Consider the following 14,193-nt stretch of genomic DNA (forward strand, 5'->3'; position numbering starts at 1 on the left):
GCACGGCTCAGGTGTGGATCACGGTGCCGGGGGCACCCAGTGTCAGGACCGAAGCAGGCAGCAAATCCGCCCTGTTCGCGTTAAGTCACCATCTGTCACCTTTCCGGTGGTGGGCGACGGTGAACCGGCGGAGTGTGGGAGGAGGAGCCACCAGTGGAGTTCCCCCAGACGGGAGATGCCACATGACGACGCACACGCGATCGCCCATCCCGACGACGGTCCACCCGGCACGTCCGGCCCGTCCGACGACACCTCCGGCCCGCCCGGGGCGGTTTCTCACCCTGCCCGGCGTCTACGCACCTCAGTACGACACCGGGATGCTGGCCCGCGCCCTGTACCGCGAGCGCATCGGTGACGGCACCTCCGTACTGGACCTGGGAACCGGCTCCGGCGCTCTCGCCGTGACGGCGGCCCGGCAGGGCGCGCGCGTGACCGCCCTCGACATCTCGCGGCGGGCGGTGCTCTCCACCCGGGTCAATGCGTGGCTCTCCAAGCAGTCGGTCACCGTGCGCCGCGGCGACATGACCCTTGAGGTGCCGTCGGGGCCGTACGACCTCGTGGTCAGCAACCCGCCCTACGTACCCTCCCCTTCCCCGCTGCTCCCCCGGCGCGGCGCGGCCCGCGCATGGGACGGCGGACCGGCCGGCCGCGCCGTCGTGGACCGGGTCTGCGACGCGGCTCCCGGTGCCCTGCGGCCCGGCGGCGTCCTGCTGATGGTGCACTCCGCGCTCTGCGACGTGGACGCCTCGCTCGAACGGCTCGCGGGCCTCGGCATGCAACCCGCCGTCGTCGACCGGCAGTTCATCCCGTTCGGGCCCGTGATGCGTGCCCGCGAGGCGTGGCTGCGCCGCCGCCGCCTCATAGCCGACGACGAGACCAGCGAGGAACTGGTGGTGATCCGTGCCGAACGCAGCTGACCGCCCCCGCCGCGTCACGGTCGACCGCGAGGGGCCGCTCCTCGTCGAGGGTCCGGTCGAGGTGGTCGGCGACGACGGAACCGTATCCGTCTCACGGCGTTTCCAGGTCGCGATCTGCACCTGCCGCCGCAGCCGTACGTACCCGTGGTGCGACACGAGCCACCGCCGACGGGTGAAGCAGACCGACACCGAGGAGCCGGAGGCCTCGTCATGACCGCCCCCGCCGCACCGCGCACCGCCGCGCAGCCGCAGGCCGAATCACGCCACCGCAGCCCCCAACTCCCCGCCCCCCGCGGCGATCTGTCCCGCGACGTGCTCGCCGCCCTGCGCAGCGGCGGCCCGGTCCCCGCCCCACCGGACGCCCAGCACACGGACCCCTACGGAGACGATCTCCAGCTCGCCCTCTACGTCCTCTACGAACTCCACTACCAGGGGTTCGAGGAAGTCACCGACGAGCGGGAGTGGGACCCGGCCCTGCTGACCCTGCGGCGCGCGCTGGAGCGGCGCTTCCTGGACGCCCTGCGCGCCGACGTCCCCTCGGGCGAGGACGCCGAAGAGGCCCTGTCCGCTCTCCTGGTGGAGCCCGTCGGACACGACGAGACGAGCGTCAGTCATCACCTCCAGCGCGACGGCGAACTCTGGCAGCTCAGGGAGTACGCGGCGCTGCGCTCCCTGTACCACCTGAAGGAGGCCGACCCGCACGCCTGGGTCATCCCCCGGCTGCACGGCCGGGCGAAGGCGGCGATGGTGGCCATCGAGTACGACGAGTTCGGCGCGGGCCGCCCCGAGGACATCCACGCGGGCCTCTTCGCCGAGCTCATGGCCGACCTCGGCCTGGAGACGTCCTACGGACACTACGTGGACGCCGCTCCCGCCGAGGTCCTCGCCACCGTGAACCTCATGTCCCTGTTCGGCCTGCACCGCGCCCACCGCGGTGCGCTGGTCGGGCACTTCGCCTGGGTCGAGGTGACGTCCTCGCCCGGTTCGCGACGGCTGGCGGCGGCGCTGCGCCGCGTCGGCGCGGGCGAGGCCGCACAGCGGTTCTACGACGAGCACGTGGAGGCGGACGCCGTGCACGAGCAGGTGGTGCGCCGCGATGTGGTCGGGGGCCTCCTGGCCGCCGAGCCCGCACTCGAGGCCGACGTCGCCTTCGGGGTCCGCGCCACCGGGTTCCTCGAGGACCGGCTGGGCGCGCTGCTTCTCACCTCGTGGCGGCAGGGGCGCAGCGCCCTGCTCGAGTGGCCGCACGACTGAGGGCCGGTTATATCTGACATGTGACTGAAGGCCGAAGTGGTGACGGTATGTCGCCGGAACAGTTCGTGCGCGTGGTGCGCACCCGCAGTGCCGTGCGCAGCTACACCGACGCTCCCGTCGAGGATCACGTCCTGGAGGAGTTGCTGGATGCCATGCTGTCGGCTCCCACCGGCAGCAACGCACAGGCGTGGTCTTTCGTCGTGGTGCGCGACCCGTCGGCCCTGCGGCGCTTGCGAGCGTTCTCTCCCGGGCTGGTGGGAAAGCCTCAGGTCGTGGTGGTCGCCTGTGTGGACGGCAGCCGCCTCGACATGGCTTCGCACGACGGCGCGCCGCAGCTGTGCGTGACCATGGCCGTCAACACGCTGCTGCTGACGGCCCACGCGTACGGGCTCGGCGCCTGCCCTGTCACGAGTTTCCGGTCCGGTGTCCTGCGGGTGCTGCTGGGCATGCCCGACGAGGTAGAGCCCGTGTTCATGGTGCCGCTGGGCTATCCGGCAGGGGAACGTCAGATGTCCGAGCGTCGACCCCGGAGCGAAGTGATCAGCTATGAAGTCTGCGGACAGCACACTCCCGCCGTCGGTGCGTGAGGATCTCGTCCTGCTCGCCGCGAACCTGCTGAGCAGCGCTCGCGGACTGCTGGACGAGCCGAAGGACTACGGTCCGATGCGCTGCCTGGGTGCGGCCTGCCGGGTGTTCGAACTGCTCGAACAGGAGGAGGCGAGCGACCCGCGGCTGGTCGCCGTCCGCACCAGGATCGAGGACGTGCTCACCGGGCCGCAGAACCACGATCACACAGCTGACTTCCTGGACAACCTGTGCGAGCAGGTGGCCGCGGTCGTGACAGAGCCGGCCCGGGCCCGGGCGGACGGCTGATTCCCCGCTCACCCGCACGGCCCCGGCCCGCTACGGCTGTGGGTCGGGCGGCGGCCCGGAGACGCGCGGGTCCAAGTAGGCGGGTCCTTGCAGCCCTTTGCGTCGCATGGCGATTCCGGACAGCGCCTCGAAGATGGCGCGGCGGGCGTTCATCGTGGTGGTGCCGCCGGGGTCCAGGTGGGGTGCCACCTCGACGATGTCCATGCCGACGACCGGCACCTCGTGACAGATGCGGCGGATGGCCGGCAGCAGTTCACGGTTGGTCAGGCCCGGCGGCTCGGGGGTGCCGGTGCCGGGCGCGAAGGCCGGGTCCAGCACATCGATGTCCAGGGACACGAAGAGGTGCTCGGGACCGTCCAGTGCCTCTTCGATGGCCTGTTGCAGGACCGCGTCGAATCCGCGCCGGTCGATCTCGGCCATGAAGTGCGCGCGCAGTTGGTTGTCGCGCATCCAGTCGAGCAGTTCGTCGTCGGGTGCGATCGCGCTGCGCAAGCCGATCTGGACGAAGTTGCGGCCGGGGATGTGTTCGTCGTCGATCAGCCGACGGATCGGTGTGCCGTGCGAGGCGAGATGGCCCGACAGATGGGGAGCGCAGTCCGGGTGCGCGTCGAAGTGGATGACACCGACGTTGCCCGCGCCGTAGACATCGGCCATGGCGGCGGCGTCGGGCCACAGGATCGAGTGGTCGCCGCCGAGCACGATGGGGATCGCTCCTGTCTCGGCGATCTCGCGGACCAGGGCACGGATCGGTTCCATGGAGTTGTCGATGCTGAACCAGTCCACCGCCGCGTCGCCGTAGTCGACGACCGTCAGCTCCTCGAAGGGCTTGATGCGCGTGCTCGGGTTGACGAGCAGCCGCGGGGTGTGCGGAAGGCTTCGCTCGTCCGCCCGGATGGCACGCGGACCGAAGGCGGCGCCCCGGTGCCCGGTGGACATGTCCACCGGTGCTCCCAGCACCGCCACGTCGACCCGGCCCGCGCGCAAGTCGTCCTGGTTGAGGCACAGCGGCAGCCCGAACAGCGTGGCGATACCGGCGTAGGGGGGCGTGAACGCATACCGCTGAAGGTTGATCGGCCCGGGTTCGCGCCCCGGCTCGGACGTACGGTCGATCTTCTGTCTCCAGGCATCCGCCGGGACGTCTTCCACGGGGGCTCTCCCTCTTGTCGCGCCCGGGCAGTCAACCCGAGGGAGCGTGCCGCCGGTCGGCACCCCGCCAGTACGGGCGGCGACAGTCAGCCGTGCGGACCATTTCCGGGGGCGTGGGCCCGGACGGCGCAACCGGGCGTGCGTGCGGCCGGGCCGCTGCGGATCGTTGGTGGCGTACCACCCGAAAGGACAGCTGATGCTACGCAGTGACGTGCCGGACACAGCCGCGGCGGTACGCGGTGGCTAGGTCGGCGGACGCGGACGTCGTGGTCGTCGGCACCGGTGTCATCGGGCTTGCCACGGCCTGGGAGGCGGCCCGCCGTGGGCTCCGGGTGCGTCTGATCGGCCCGTGCTCGGGAGAGCACCGGGGGCAGGCGTCCCGAGCGGCGGGCGCGATGCTCGCCCCGTTCAGTGAGGTGGCCGCCTCCGACAGTCCACAGCGCGTCGCCCTGGAAGTCGGCGAACGTGTCGCCGCCCGGGATCTGTACGACGCGTGGCTGCCGCCGCTCCGGCAGGCGAGCGGTCGGCCCCTCACCCTCACACCTGGACTGTGGGTGGTTGCCACCACCGGCGGCCGCGGGGACGCGACGGAGCTGGACGCCATCGCCGACGCGGCGCTCGGTCACGGCCACCGGGCGGAGCGCCACGACCCACGCGAGGTGCCCGGTCTGTCCCCGGCCCGGTCCTGCACCGCCCATGGGGCGCTGTGGCTGCCCGGTGAGGCGACCATCGACTCGGGTGAGCTGATGAGCGCCCTGACCGACGCGCTGCTCGCCCACGCCGATGTGACGTGGACCGACGCGGAAGCCACCGGCCTGGCTCCAGCGGCCGGTGAGGAGTTGGCCGTCACCTGTGCCGGGGCGCCCCGGGTCACCGCGCCCCGGGTCACCGCGCCGCGCGTCGTCCTTGCCGTGGGTGTCGGCCTGGCCGACCTGCTGGCGAACAGTCCGGATCTCGAGCTGTCGTTGCCCCCGATGCTGGCCGGCAAGGGGGTCAGCGCGCTGTTGCGCAACGTTCCCATGTCGCTGCCGACCGCGATCCGTACGCCCATGCGCGACTTCGCCTGCGGGATGCACCTGGTGCCCCGCGCCGACGGCATGGTCTATCTGGGCGCCACGAACCGGCTCTCCCCCTCGGGAGCGGTCCCCCACCCCCTGGTCATGGAACTCGCCGACCTGCTGCGGGAATCGGGCGAGGAGCTCAGCACCAAGCTGTACGAAGGGGAGATCGTCGGCACCCGCGTCGGGTACCGCCCCTTCACGCTCGACCATCTCCCGCTGGTCGGTCCCACCGCCGACCCGCGGGTGCTCATCGCTTCGGGCACCTATCGCAACGGCATGTTGCTGGCCCCCCGCCTCGCCGAGATGATCGCCGACCACCTCACCTGCGACACCGTTGCCGAGCACCCCTTCGACCCCACCCGCACGATCACACCGAGCGCCCTTCCGGAGACCCTGGAGCGCTGGCTGCCCGATCTGGTGGACCTCTTTCTTCCTCCGCACGGAACGCCGACCGCCATGCAGGGCGTACTGGCCGATCTGCTGCACCAGAGCCTGCGCGGTCTCGCCACCGACGCGAACGACCCGCGCGGTGCGGCGGTCCGGAACACCTGGCAGCAGGCCCCCGTCCCCGAGGCTCTGTGGTCGCTGCTCGTCGCGTACCTCAGATGACGCCCGGGGGCTGTGCGTACAGAGCGTCGATCAGACGGAAGAGGTCCACGGGCGCGCCGTCTTCGTCCACGGCGTACCGGCCGGGATCGGTCAGGTACAGGGAGGCCGCGTGGCCGTCGGGGCGCAGTGTCTGCACTGTCTCGGCGGCGTAGATGCCCAGGGACGGCAGGTCGTCCTCCGGGGCGCCGAGCCGCTGCCGCATCTGCCGTGCCTGATCGAACAACAGCGCTTCCCCGAAACTGTCCACGTTGATGCTCAGGGCGCCCTTGCCGTCGTCGGAGAGGCCGGCCGACCGCAGGAGCTCCACGAGATAGCTGGTGTAACCGAGGCAGTGGCGGCTGCGCGGCACATCGAGCTCCCGCAGCTCCTTCCACATCGGGTCACCGCCGGCGACCATCAGGGCGAGCAGGTCGTCGTCGCACGGTATGTCCCCGGTGGTCACCGACTCCCACAGGCACTCGGCCAAGGGGTCGAGGCCGGGCGCGGTGCGCACGGGGACGTCCGGACGGCCCGCGGCGTCCAGTGCCCGGCGGATGTGCCGGCAGAACAGGTCGAGCACATGGTGGTAGCGGCCGTCGACCAGGCGGAAATAGTGCTGGGCCAGTTCGGCGGCGACCAGGCCGTCCTGGAAGGCGTCGAGAAGGTAGAGGTAGTACTGGACCCGGGGCACGTCGACGGTGACCGTCAGGGCCAGGGAGGGAGGCAGCATGGCGGCGACGTCACCGATCATGCGTGACTGGCGTACGACGGTCTCGTACTCGTAGAGCGACAGCTCGCTCTCCATGACGATGGACCGGAGCCGGGCGGCCGACGGAACGGCGTCGGCGCGCAGCAGCTCCGTGCAGTCGCCGTGCTCATCGATGAAGCGCAGGTTCCGGTGACTGAACAGGCAGACACCGCTGACCAGTTCCGCACGGTCGGCGTCGTCCGCGGTGCCGGTGAGCTTGCGCGCCCCCTTAATGTGCAGGCGGTGGCGGCTGCCGTGGAACTCGGCTCCGGCGAAGACCGCCTTGTGCGCGCGGTCCCTGCGGCTCTGCACGATCAGCGCGTCGGGGCCCGTGTCGAACCCGTCGGCGCCGAAGTACTCACCGAGTGTGTGCACGCGCTGGAACGCGCGTCTGACCGCCTTGTCCTGGTCCGGCATGTCCGCGGCCGCTGTCTGCCACAGACCCTCGCTGCCGGGGACGGGACGAGGGCTGGAGCTCGCGGGCGTGTCGTACCGGTGCAGGACCGCGGGCTCTTCCGGGTGTTCCGTCTGCTTGATGACGAGCAGTTCACTGGCAGAACCTTCATGAGCACGCACGCATCCTCCCGGAGCTCCGCGTTCGGCGCCGCACGGCTTCACACCGCGCTCACATACCTGGACACGTACGAGCAAAACGGGCGCGAATGGACCATTCCATTATCGGAGCCGCCGGGCATCGGGCAACCCGGCTCAGGGGGTCAGGGTGTGTGGCGCAGGCCGGTGGCCAGGACGGCCAGGCAGCCGAGGAACCCGACGGCCAGCAGGCCCCCGATGCCGACCAGGGCGGTGTGGAAGGCGGCGGTGGGGTCGCCGTCGCCGGTGAGCCCGGTGGCGTACACGGAGCCCAGGACGGCGGGGCTGAGGGCGCCGCCGAACTGTCGCAGCGCGGTGCTGGTGGCGGAGGCCATGCCGGCGAGGTTCCAGGGGGCGGCGTTGACCGAGACGACGGCGACGGAGGTGAGCATCAGGGAGACGGCGACACCGAAGAGGGCCAGCCGCCAGGCGAGGCCGAGGAAGCTGGTTCCGGGCCCGACCTGGGTGCACAGAAAAACGGCGGCGGCGGCCAGTGCGAGACCGGCGGTGAGCAGCGTCAGGGGCGGTACGCGGCTCATCAGACGTCCGACCGGCACGTTGGCGACCGCGCTGACCCCGGCGAAGAGGAAGAGCCGGACGCCGATCTCCAGGGCGGAGTAGTGGTGGACGTCGCCCAGGTAGAGGCTGATGAGGAAGGTGAAGCCGACGGTCGCGAAGAGGGCGATCACCGAGGCGAAGGCGGCGGTGGCGAAGCCGGGTGAGGTGAACAGCCGCAGGTCCATGAGCGGAGCGGCGGCGCGGCGCTCGGCGACGACGAAGGCGGCCAGGGCGAGGACACCGACGGCGAAGCTGGTCAGCGCCCAGGCGGAGGTCCAGCCCCGGGAGCCGCCTTCGATGGCGCCGAGGATGAGGCCGAGCATGGCCAGGGCGGCGGTGATCTGACCCGGCCAGTCCAGGCGGCGGCCCTCCGGGCTCTTCGACTCCGGCAGACGCAGGTGGCCGTACACGAGCGTGCCGAAGGAGAGAGCGGAGGCGGGCACGAAGATCCACCCCCAGGCGCCTGATTCGAGGATGCCGCCGGACAGTAGGGGGCCGACGGCGAGTCCGGCGGCCACCCCGGCGGCCCACAGACCGATGTAGCGGCCACGGCCGTCCGGGTCGGGGACGGCATGGGCGATGAGGGCCAGCGTGGTGGGCAGCAGAAGCCCGGCGCCGAGGCCGGAAACGGCCTGCCCGGCCCACAGGGCCGGCATCGCCGCCCCGTTTCCCAGCAGGCCGGCCAGTGCCGCGACGAGCCCCCCGGCACCGGTCAGGGCCAGGCCCAGGGAGAAGATCCGGCGGCGGCCGTGGAGATCACCGAACACGCCGGCGGACAGGACCGCGGCGGCCATCGGCAGGACGTAGGCGTCGGAAACCCACTGCAGCTGAGCGGTGTCGGCACCCGTGGAGGCGGCGATCTCGTTCAGCGCTCCCGCGACGCCGTTGATGGGGAGATAGACGGCGAACACCCCGAGGACGGCGATGGCGACCGTCGCGGTGACGTGGCGCTCGGCCACAGGCGCTCCGGGACCATGTTCCTGGGACTGGGACTGGGACTGGGACTGGGGCTGGGGCTGGGGCTGGGACGGAGGTGACACGCGCGCTCCTCGTGACAGTGCGTCAGCCGCCCTCGACGCCGGTCGCGCCGTGCGGGGAACCGACCGGCTTCGACTCCGGGGAGCCCCGCTGGCGCAGATAGACGGAGAAGACGGCCATCGACCCCACGGCCAGGAGCTCGGACTGCCAGTTCTGCAGCGTCCGGCTCCAGAAGTCGGCGGCGCCGAGGTACTCGAACCAGCTGACGGGCGCCTGGAGTTCACGCAGGTGCTCTTCGTTGTACGCGGCCGTGCCCGCGACGGACTGAGCCAGCCAGGAGAGCAGGAACAGGGTGCACATGAGGATGCCGAGGGACCGGGAGTACCAGGCCTGCCGCACTCCGCCGACGGCGGCCCAGCGCGGCGAGTCGGGCTTCGCGTGTTCCCCGACCTTCTGGTCCTCGTCGGACTCGGTGCCCGCCTTGTGGAGCTCCTTGGACTCGGGCGATCCGCGCTGGAGCAGCCAGACCGTGCCGAAGATGTAGAGGAAGAACTGCAGGTACTCGGACTGCCAGTTCTCCATCACGTCCACACCGAAGTCGGAGCTCAGGAGATAGCCGCCGAACGTCACCGGGGCCAGGTCCTCCGCGGTGAGGCGGTTGTTGAAGTCGGCGTGCCCGGCGACCGCCTGCCCGGCCAGGGTGAGGAGGAAGCCCACACCGAAGGCGAGGGACAGGCTGTTGTCGCGCAGGAAGCCACGGATGCCACGAGCGCCACGGACGCCCCGGACACCCCGGACGCCACGGACGCCACGGACGCCACGGACGCCACGGGGCGCCCTCTCCCCCTTCGGCCTCATCGCTGCACCAGCCCCAGCACCGTGCAGTAGGCCAGTCCGGCGGCCACCATCAGCAGATACACCGTGAACATCGTCCGCACCGGTCAACCACCCTTGATCAGACACTGGTACGGCTTCTCGGGACGCGCGGTGCAGCCGGCGGCCGTGACCTTCCAGCCGTCCGGGAAGGACGACAGGAACAGCGTGTCGCCGTCGGCCACGACGCGCGCCTGGCGTCCGTACACGTCGACGTGCCGCACCCCGGCCGCCGTGGGCAGCCCCGCGTCGGGCAAGGCACGCGCGCAGGGCAGCTCAGCGGACTGTTCCAGTTCGTCGCGGGTCCCGGGGGCGAGCTCCGAGCAGCCGCGCGCGCCGTCAGAGTCACCGAGACCCGCTTCGAACCGGGTGACCGCGGCGGCGGCGCCGTCCTCGCGCGCGTCGATGTCGCCACATCCGCCGAGCGCGCAGCACAGCAGTGCCGCGGCCATGCCCCACCTCGTTCGGCGCACCAGTTCTGCTCTCCTTCGCGGTCCCGTCCGCTCGTGGCTGCCGCACCACGGCGGGGGCCGCTGGGTGCAGGCCCTCCGACGATGCCGCCCCCGCCGGTCGGCAGGCGGAAGCCGCACGCCCGACACGCGGACGTGCACCCGAACGGACGGCGTCCGTTCAGCCGTCCGCGGGCGGCGCCCCGTGCTCGGGACCGGTCAGCCGAAGCTGCACCTCGACCTCCTGGTCGCCGGAGACGGTACCGACGGCCGACACGACGAAGGCCGATTCGAGTGCCCGGCGCAGACGGGTCACCGCGACCGGGCCGCCCTGCAGTCCGGCGGTGACCGAGCCCGCGAGCAGGACGCCGGGGACGGAGTCCGGGCTGTGGGCGGCGAGGAACCCGCCGGTCCACACGGCGGGACACGCGTCGCCGGTCTGGCGTGGCGCGTCGGCCCCGCGGTCCGACGGGAAGTGGGCGCGCAGGACGTTGAAGACGGTGTCCGCGTCGGCCGGTGAGCACTCGCCGAGCACCACCTGCACGAGGTCCGTCACGCTGTCTCCTTTCAGAGAGGATTCCGTTTGCGGTGGGGGCCCGGTGGGGCCGGGCATCCGGCGCGTCACAGCTCGCGCAGCGCGGGCAGGAGCTCCTTCTCGGCCCAGTCGATGAAGGGGCGCTGGTGGTCGCCGCCCACCTGGACGAGGGCGACCTCCGTGAAGCCCGCGTCGACGAAGGGACGTACCGCTTCGACGAAGTCGTCGACGTTGTCCCCGCACGGGATCTGCCGCGCGATGTCCTCCCGGCTGACGAACTGGGTGGCCCCGGCGAATCCGGAGGGCCCCGGCAGTTCGGAGTTGACGGGCCAGCCGCCGACGGACCAGCGGAACTGGTCGTGGGCGCGGGCGGTCGCCGCGTCCTTGTCGGTGTCGTAGCAGACGGGAAGCTGGCCGACGCGGGGCTTGCCCCCGCCCCCGTGCTCGTTGAAGGATGCGAGCAGTTCGGCCTTGGGCTCGGTCGCGATGACGAGGTCGGCGAGCCGTCCGGCCAGTGCGCAGGACCGTCCACCGGAGACTGCGATGCCGATGGGCGGGAGTTCGTCGGGCAGGTCCCACAGCCGGGCGTTCGCCACGTCGAAGTGGGTGCCCTGGTGGTTGACGTTGTCGCCGGTGAAGAGCGCTCGGATGATGCCGACCGCTTCTTCGAGCATGTCGAGGCGCACCCGTGGGGCGGGCCAGCCGGCACCCACGACGTGCTCGTTGAGGTTCTCGCCCGAACCGAGCCCCAGCCGGAAGCGGCCCTCGGAGAGGAGCTGCATCGTCGCGGCCTTCTGCGCCACGACGGCGGGGTGGTAGCGGACCGTCGGGCAGGTCACGTACGTCATGAGCGGGATGCGCGAGGTCGCCTGCGCGGCCGCGCCGAGCACACTCCACGCGTACGGGGAGTGCCCTTGCGAGTCGAGCCACGGAAAATAGTGGTCGGAGGTGACGGAGAAGTCGAACCCCGCCTGTTCCGCCGCGACCAGATCATCCACGAGCGCGCGCGGTCCGGCCTGCTCGGTCATCATCGTATAGCCGATTTGCACCATAAATGATCGGTTTGCCGAACCGCTTTCGCTGAAACATCCGACAGCCCTCTGGTCCACCGTACGGATGCGAACGGAAAGCCGGGGTATCGGGGAACCACAGTCATGGGGCCATGGACAGAGAGGCGGTCTCCTTTGCGAACTGTAGGAGTGGAGGAGGAACTCCTCCTCGTCGACCGCGAGAGCGGGGAACCCCGCGCCCTTTCCTCGGCGGTCCTGGCGCGAGCGGCCAGGGACACCACGGAGAACAGCGGTACGGAGAAGCAGACCGAGGACTACCGCGAGCCCGAGGACGAGGCGTTCGAGAAGGAGCTCCAGAGCCAGCAGCTCGAGTTCGCGACGCAGCCGCGGGCGAGCATGGACAGCCTCGCGGACGAGATAGTCGGGTGGCGCGGGGAGGCGGCACGGCACGCGGGCGACGTGGGCGCCGCCGTCGCCGCCCTCGCCACCTCTCCCCTGCCGGTGAGCCCGTCGGTCAACACGGGCAGCCGCTTCCAGTGGATGGAGGAACAGTTCGGCCTGACCACCCAGGAACAGCTGACGTGCGGCTGCCACGTCCATGTGTCGGTCGACTCGGACGAGGAGGGCGTGGCCGTCATCGACCGCATCCGCCCCTGGCTCCCGGTCCTTGTCGCGCTGAGCGCCAACTCGCCCTTCTGGCAGGGGAACGACAGCCTGTACAGCAGCTATCGCAGCAGGGTGTGGGGCCGCTGGCCGATGGCGGGCCCCACGGAGCTCTTCGGTTCCGCCGCCCGGTACGAGGAGCAGGTGAGCGAGATGGTGGCCACCGGGGTGCTGCGGGACCGGGGCATGGTCTACTTCGACGCCCGGCTCTCCCACCGTTACCCCACGATCGAGATCCGGGTCGCGGACGTCTGCCTGGAGTCCTCGACGACCGTCCTGGTCGCGGCGCTGGCGCGGGGTCTTGTCGAGACGGCCGCGCGTGAGTGGCGGGCGGGCCGTGCGCCGCTGGCGCACGGCATCGGCCTGCTGCGTCTCGCCGCGTGGCGTGCCGCGCGGTCCGGGCTCGACGACACGCTGCTCCATCCGCTGACCATGCGGCCCGTCGCGAGCGCCGAGGTGGTGCAGGCGCTCATCGACCATGTGCGGGACGCCCTGGAGGACGCCGGCGACCTCGACCTGGTGCGCCGGACCACCGCGGACCTGCTGAAGAACGGCAACGGTGCCCGCGTGCAGCGGGAGCTGCTGCACCGGACGGGCAGCCTGCGGTCCGTGGTCGCGGAGTGCGTACGCCTCACCCATCCGTCATGACCCCCGACGGGCCGGAGCGGCCCTTCGACCGTCTCGCCGCACAGGCGCAGGACGTCGCACGCACCCCGACGCCGCCGCGGCCCCGGCGCTTCGTGGGTCACGGCGGCGGGCTCCTCGCTGCGGACGTGTGGGGCGAGGCGTCGTCGCCGCCCCTCGTCCTGTTGCACGGGGGCGGCCAGACGCGACACGCCTGGGACCGGACCGGGCCGCGACTGGCCGCCCTCGGCTGGCAGGTCGTCGCCCCGGACCTGCGAGGACATGGCACCAGCGCCTGGTCCGCCGATGGTTCCTACGACCTCGACCTGTACGCCGAGGACATCCGGGCGCTCGTCGCCGACCTCGGCGGTCGCCCGGCGCTCGTCGGCGCCTCGCTCGGCGGCCTGGGGTCCCTGCTCGCCGCCGGGGAGACGCCGGGGGCGGCGATTCGCGCTCTGGTGCTCGTCGATGTCGCCCATCGGCCGGACCACCGGGGCGCCGACCGGATCGTGGAGTTCATGCGCCGTCGGCCGGACGGGTTCGCCGACCTGGAGGAGGCGGCCGCGGCGGTCTCCGCCCACCTGCCGCACCGCCCGCGCGCGGACGTCGCCGACCGGCTGCGGCACAACCTGCGGCGCCACGGCGACCGCTGGGTGTGGCACTGGGACCCACGGCTGCTGGACAGCTTCGAGGGCCGGATGGACCCACCCGGTATGGCGGATCGCCTTCTGGACGCGGCTCGCCACATCGACGTACCGCTTCTGCTGGTCCGCGGCGGGGTCAGCGATGTGGTGCGCGCGGACATCGCCGAGGAGTTCCGCGACCGGGTCCCCCGGGCACGGCAGGTCGATGTAGCGGGCGCGGGGCACATGGTGGTCGGTGACCGGAACGAGCACTTCCTCGACGCGATCGTGCCGTTCCTCGAGGAGTTCCGCCGCGCCTGACACGTCGATGTGACGCGTGGACGGCACACGTCGAGGGGCCCTGGTGTCTGTGACACCAGGGCCCCGAAGGAACTGCAACACCATCTGCCGACTTCAGTGCCGCGTCGGCTTCTCGTATCCGCACGGCCGTCGTATGTACCGACGGGGGTGCGAGGATCGCGGATGCGTGACCGGAGACCACCTGCCTATCGATGTCCTGCGGTACCCGGGCTCGACTTCCGCCCGGGCGATCCTGACGGCGTTCGATTCCTCCGTTCTTCCCTCTCAACTACGTCTCGTACTGCCGTACCTCTGATGGCGGCCCCTGATCACCGCGGGCCACCCAGTCCGATGATCAGCCCTGTCGCCGTTGTTCCAACCCTGGCTTCAGGACTCCACCAC

Annotated in this window: 15 protein-coding genes; 8 read left to right on the forward strand and 7 right to left on the reverse strand. The window is 71.4% G+C overall.

Going from position 1 to position 14,193, the window contains the following annotated elements; genetic code table 11:
- Window positions 1-182 precede the first annotated feature (182 nt).
- From AB0N81_RS22400 to AB0N81_RS22420, 5 genes are read left to right on the forward strand one after another with little or no spacing between them, the layout of a single operon-like run.
- Window positions 183-917: a HemK2/MTQ2 family protein methyltransferase gene (locus tag AB0N81_RS22400; RefSeq protein WP_365360932.1), complete on the forward strand. Its 735-nt coding sequence runs from the start codon at window positions 183-185 to the stop codon at window positions 915-917.
- Window positions 901-1,131, forward strand: a complete 231-nt coding sequence (locus tag AB0N81_RS22405; protein ID WP_365360934.1) for a CDGSH iron-sulfur domain-containing protein — start codon at window positions 901-903, stop codon at window positions 1,129-1,131. Before AB0N81_RS22400 ends, AB0N81_RS22405 begins: the two co-directional genes overlap by 17 nt.
- Window positions 1,128-2,171, forward strand: a complete 1,044-nt coding sequence (locus tag AB0N81_RS22410) for an iron-containing redox enzyme family protein (RefSeq protein WP_365360936.1) — start codon at window positions 1,128-1,130, stop codon at window positions 2,169-2,171. Before AB0N81_RS22405 ends, AB0N81_RS22410 begins: the two co-directional genes overlap by 4 nt.
- Window positions 2,172-2,218: 47 nt before the next feature.
- A complete protein-coding gene (locus AB0N81_RS22415) occupies window positions 2,219-2,758 on the forward strand; it encodes a nitroreductase family protein (RefSeq protein ID WP_365360938.1) in 540 nt (179 codons plus the stop codon).
- Entirely contained in the window at window positions 2,751-3,044 is a 294-nt protein-coding gene (locus AB0N81_RS22420; RefSeq protein ID WP_365360940.1) for a DUF6092 family protein, read from the forward strand. Before AB0N81_RS22415 ends, AB0N81_RS22420 begins: the two co-directional genes overlap by 8 nt.
- Before the next feature lie 30 nt (window positions 3,045-3,074).
- Here the strand turns inward: AB0N81_RS22420 and AB0N81_RS22425 are convergent, their stop codons facing one another.
- A complete protein-coding gene (locus AB0N81_RS22425; RefSeq protein ID WP_365360942.1) occupies window positions 3,075-4,190 on the reverse strand; it encodes an agmatinase family protein in 1,116 nt (371 codons plus the stop codon).
- 239 nt (window positions 4,191-4,429) lie between these two features.
- Here AB0N81_RS22425 and AB0N81_RS22430 point away from each other — a divergent pair, with 239 nt between their 5' ends.
- A complete protein-coding gene (locus AB0N81_RS22430; protein ID WP_365360944.1) occupies window positions 4,430-5,860 on the forward strand; it encodes an FAD-dependent oxidoreductase in 1,431 nt (476 codons plus the stop codon).
- On the opposite strand, the gene AB0N81_RS22435 is transcribed toward AB0N81_RS22430, so the two are convergent.
- The 6 genes from AB0N81_RS22435 to AB0N81_RS22460 form a co-directional block, all read right to left on the reverse strand.
- On the reverse strand, window positions 5,853-7,163 hold the full coding sequence (locus AB0N81_RS22435) for a hypothetical protein (RefSeq protein WP_365360946.1): 1,311 nt from the start codon (window positions 7,161-7,163) through the stop codon (window positions 5,853-5,855). The genes AB0N81_RS22430 and AB0N81_RS22435 overlap by 8 nt on opposite strands.
- Before the next feature lie 140 nt (window positions 7,164-7,303).
- Window positions 7,304-8,695, reverse strand: coding sequence for an MFS transporter (locus AB0N81_RS22440; protein WP_365360948.1), 1,392 nt, complete (start codon window positions 8,693-8,695; stop codon window positions 7,304-7,306).
- A gap of 103 nt (window positions 8,696-8,798) precedes the next feature.
- Window positions 8,799-9,572 (reverse strand): DUF6766 family protein, encoded by a 774-nt coding sequence (locus AB0N81_RS22445; protein WP_365360950.1) that lies wholly within the window; start codon window positions 9,570-9,572, stop codon window positions 8,799-8,801.
- Between the two features lie 83 nt (window positions 9,573-9,655).
- Window positions 9,656-10,060, reverse strand: a complete 405-nt coding sequence (locus AB0N81_RS22450) for a hypothetical protein (protein WP_365360952.1) — start codon at window positions 10,058-10,060, stop codon at window positions 9,656-9,658.
- A 157-nt stretch (window positions 10,061-10,217) separates the two neighbouring features.
- A complete protein-coding gene (locus tag AB0N81_RS22455) occupies window positions 10,218-10,592 on the reverse strand; it encodes a hypothetical protein (protein WP_365360954.1) in 375 nt (124 codons plus the stop codon).
- A 65-nt stretch (window positions 10,593-10,657) separates the two neighbouring features.
- Window positions 10,658-11,623 carry an LLM class F420-dependent oxidoreductase gene (locus AB0N81_RS22460; RefSeq protein WP_365360956.1) on the reverse strand — a complete coding sequence of 322 codons (966 nt, stop codon included), beginning with the start codon at window positions 11,621-11,623 and terminating at the stop codon, window positions 10,658-10,660.
- A gap of 132 nt (window positions 11,624-11,755) precedes the next feature.
- Between AB0N81_RS22460 and AB0N81_RS22465 the strand changes: the two genes are divergently transcribed.
- Together AB0N81_RS22465 and AB0N81_RS22470 are read left to right on the forward strand one after the other, a co-directional pair.
- The gene (locus tag AB0N81_RS22465; RefSeq protein ID WP_365360958.1) at window positions 11,756-12,892 is read left to right on the forward strand and encodes a glutamate--cysteine ligase; all 1,137 of its coding nucleotides are present in this window, start codon (window positions 11,756-11,758) and stop codon (window positions 12,890-12,892) included.
- A complete protein-coding gene (locus AB0N81_RS22470; protein ID WP_365360960.1) occupies window positions 12,889-13,812 on the forward strand; it encodes an alpha/beta hydrolase in 924 nt (307 codons plus the stop codon). Before AB0N81_RS22465 ends, AB0N81_RS22470 begins: the two co-directional genes overlap by 4 nt.
- Window positions 13,813-14,193: the final 381 nt, after the last annotated feature.

The organism is Streptomyces sp. NPDC093510 (assembly GCF_040683555.1).
Taxonomy (GTDB): domain Bacteria; phylum Actinomycetota; class Actinomycetes; order Streptomycetales; family Streptomycetaceae; genus Streptomyces.